Here is a 3,568-nt window from a genome sequence, read left to right as displayed (position 1 = left end):
GCGGCGCTGTTCGAGGCGACGGGCCGGCCCCAGCTGATAGGTGACTATGGCCTCCGGTGGCCGGAGATCGTGGTGCGGCGGCGGCCGGGCGTGGGTGTCGCCGCCGCAAGCGCCGCGCTCACGCTGGACTACCAGCGCAGCTACGCCCGGCAGATCGTCGTGATGCCGCGCTCCAGGCCGATGGCCGAGGTACGACCGCGCGCCGTGGCGGCCAGCGTGCTGAAGGACGCCGGGCCCGGCGGGTCCGGCGAGGCGAGGGTGGCGCTGTGGCTGATCGGCGTGGCGGCGATCGTCCTGCTCATCGCGTGCGCCAACGTCGGCAACCTGCTCCTGGCGCGCGCCCTCGGCCGGCGGCGCGAGATCGCCGTGCGGCTGGCGCTCGGCATCAGCCGCGCGCGGCTGTTGGGCCAACTCCTGATGGAGAGCCTGGTGCTCGCGGTCCTGGGCGGCGCGGCGGGCCTGGCCATCGCGCAGTGGGGCGGGGGCGTCCTGCGGGCCGCGCTGATTCCGGACGTGGATTGGTCCAGCATGCTGGCCGATCCGTGGGTCCTCGGCTTCGGCGCCGCGGCTGCGCTCGCGTCGGGATTGCTGGCGGGGCTGATTCCGGCGCTGCACGCGGGCCGGAGCGATGTGGCGTCCACACTCAAGGCAGGCGTGCGGGAGGGGACGTATCACCGCTCACGGACTCGCACGGTGCTGCTCGTGGTGCAGGGCGCCCTGTCGGTGGTGCTGCTCGTGGGGGCCGGCCTCTTCCTCAAGAGCTTCCACCAGGTGCGCGCCGCCCGGCTCGGTTACGATGCGGGCGAGCTGCTGTGGGTGAATCCCGTGATGCGCAGCGTGAATCTGGACGATGGGCCCGCTGCGCAGCTGCGCGATCGGCTCGCGGCGGCCGCACTCACCGTGCCGGGAGTCGAAGCGAGCGCGCGGGCCCTGAGCGTCCCCTTCCAGGGGGGCATGTGGAACACGCTGGTCGTGCCGGGTCTCGATACGGCGTACACGAACCGCATCGGCGGCGGCAGCCTGCTGGCCCAGGCTGTCTCGCCGGGGTACTTCCGGGCGATGGGCACGCGGCTCGTCCGCGGCAGCGGCTTCACGGACGCTGACCAGGCCGCGAGCCCGCTCGTGATCGTCCTGGGTCGCGGCCTGGCGCACGCACTCTGGAAGGACGCGGATCCCATCGGCCGGTGCGTGAAGATCATCGAGGCGACGGCGCCGTGCCGCACGGTCGTCGGGGTCGCCGAGGACATCGAGCACAGCCGGTTCGGTGGCGATGAAGACATGACCTACTACGTGCCGGCGGCGCAGCTCCGGCCGGAAGCGGGTGGAGTGTTCGTGCGTACGCGCGGTCCCGCGGATGCCGACGCGGAGCGGGTGCGCACGGCCCTGCAGCGCCAGATGCCGGGTGATGCCTACGTCACCGTGCGCCCGCTCGCCGACATCGTCAGCGACCACATGCGCCAGTGGGACCTCGGCGCGACGATGTTCACGGTCTTCGGTGTCCTCGCCCTGGTAGTCGCGGCCATCGGGCTCTACAGCGTGACCGCGTATGGCGTGGCCCAGCGCACTCACGAGCTGGGTGTTCGGCTGGCGCTGGGCGCGGAGTCTCGCGACCTCGTGCGGCTGGTGTTGCGCGAGGGGTTGCGACTCTCGGCGGTCGCGTTGGCTGTGGGGCTCGCGGCGGCGCTGGTCGCCGGCCGCTTCGTCGCGCCGCTGCTCTTCGAGACCTCGCCGCGGGACCCCCTGATCCTCTCGGCGGTGGCGGCGCTGCTGCTCCTGACGTCGGTCGCGGCGAGCGCCCTGCCGGCGCGGCGGGCGGCGCGGGTGGACCCGACCCGGGCCCTCAGGGACGAGTAGACGCGCTGCCGACCGTCGCCGGGCCGCCCGGCGCCGGTCGCGTCAGCGCGGCGCGGACGACGCGGGGGCTTGTCCGCGTCCGAACAGGAACGCCAGCGGGTCGGCGAGCCGCGCACGCCACGACGCCTCGTTGTGGGTCGCCCCCTCGTAGCGCCGCACCACGAAATCCCGGCCTTCGACCAGCCCCTGCCGGAGCAGCCACGCGCGCACCGCCGCGTGGGTGGGTCCGTAGGTGCTGTCCAGCCCCAGCGACCCGTAGTCGAACCAGTAGCGAACGCCCCTCGGCACCGTCGCGCCGGCCGCGATGTCGCGGACGACGTAGGGCGTCGTGTCCGGCGTCGCGCTCGCCGCGCCGCCCCCGAAGTACTGCGCCACCATCGCTTCCGAGAGCGGGAAGTGCGTGGACATGCAGCCGCAGGCCCCGAAGACGTCGGGCCGGTGCGTCACCAGGTAGAAGGACAGCAGTCCGCCCATCGAGGACCCCATCACCGCGGTGTTCCGCGGGCCGGTCAGCGTGCGGAACTCGCGGTTGACGCGCGGCATCAGCTCCTCGACGAGGAAGCGCGCGTAGCTGCCGGCCCGGTGCCAGGGCGAGTACTCGGCGCCGCGCGCCGCCGTGTTCCACACGCCCACGACGATGATCGGCGGGATGGCACCCTGGCGCACCAGCCGGACCACCGTCTCGTCCACGCCCCAGTCCACGCCGGTGTTCCCGATCCGGGGGTCGAACAGGTTCTGCCCGTCGCTCATGTAGAGCACGGGATAGCGCGTGGCCGTGGCCGTGTCGTAGCCAGGCGGCAGCCAGATCTCGACGTTGCGGGGCGCGGCCAGGAACGCCGACGCGACGTCGGTCCAGTACACCAGGCGGCCGAGGACGCCCGAGCCCCGCCAGTCGGCGATGTAGGTTCGCACGTCCTTCTTGAAGTCCGTGATCTCGTGGGCGACGACCGTGTCGCCGGTGACGGCGAGCCGGTAGTTCGCCAGCGCGGCGCCCGCGAACCCGACCGCCTCCCGGTCCCAGGAGCCGAGCGTGAACTTGTATTCGAAGCTGGTGCCGGCCGGAGCGGTGACCTGCACGGTGCGCTCGCGCCCCTCGCCCGTGAGGGCCCGCCCGTCGGGTCGCCACGGCCCAAGCTCGGGCAGGCTGCCTGCGAGGTAGACGGTGCCGGCGCCCTCCGGCACGCGCACGCGGAGCGTGATCGTGCAGCAGGCGGCGGGCGCGTTCTGGGCGCGCGCCGGGGCTGTGGCGCCGAGGGCGGGCACGACGATCGAGGCGAAGGCCAGGGCTGCGCGCATCATGGGACGCTCCGACGGGAGACGGTGGGGTGTGCCGGTGTCGGGGCTGCGCCGCCGGCGTGCGCGAGCGCCGGGCAGTCGCGCAGGACGGGGACGAGGTCGCGCCGCAGTGCGGCCGCGCTGGCGTACCGGTCCCGGGGCTCCTTCGCCAGGCAGCGTTGGAGCGCTGCATCGAGCGCGCGGACCTCGTGCAATTCCCCCGGCAGGTGGTACGGCTCGAGCACGATCGCACCCATCAGCTCTCCATACGTCGCCCCGCGGAACGGCCAGCTCCCCGTGAGCGCCTCGACCGCCGTGCGAGGGGATCTGTCATGGCCGCTGCCTCTGAGGGACGCGGCTCCACAATAGGACGGCGGGGGAGAACGGGCCAGCGGAGTGACCTTCAGGAAACACAAGCGCGATACTCGGAGATTGAAGG

At 73.2% G+C, this 3,568-nt stretch carries 3 protein-coding genes; 1 reads left to right on the top strand and 2 read right to left on the bottom strand.

Annotated features, from left to right (window positions below):
• A partial coding sequence (locus tag VMF70_07135; protein ID HTT67783.1) for an FtsX-like permease family protein occupies positions 1-1,854 on the top strand: 1,854 nt, incomplete at its 5' end.
• A 42-nt stretch (positions 1,855-1,896) separates the two neighbouring features.
• Here the strand turns inward: VMF70_07135 and VMF70_07130 are convergent.
• Entirely contained in the window at positions 1,897-3,153 is a 1,257-nt protein-coding gene (locus VMF70_07130; GenBank protein ID HTT67782.1) for an alpha/beta hydrolase-fold protein, read from the bottom strand.
• A complete protein-coding gene (locus VMF70_07125; GenBank protein ID HTT67781.1) occupies positions 3,150-3,386 on the bottom strand; it encodes a hypothetical protein in 237 nt (78 codons plus the stop codon). The genes VMF70_07130 and VMF70_07125 overlap by 4 nt, the downstream gene beginning before the upstream one ends.
• Positions 3,387-3,568 lie beyond the last annotated feature (182 nt).

The sequence above is a fragment of the Gemmatimonadales bacterium genome, assembly GCA_035502185.1.
GTDB lineage: Bacteria > Gemmatimonadota > Gemmatimonadetes > Gemmatimonadales > JACORV01 > Fen-1245.
Note: the sequence above shows the minus strand (reverse complement) of the source record. Positions and strands in the feature narration are given on the sequence as shown.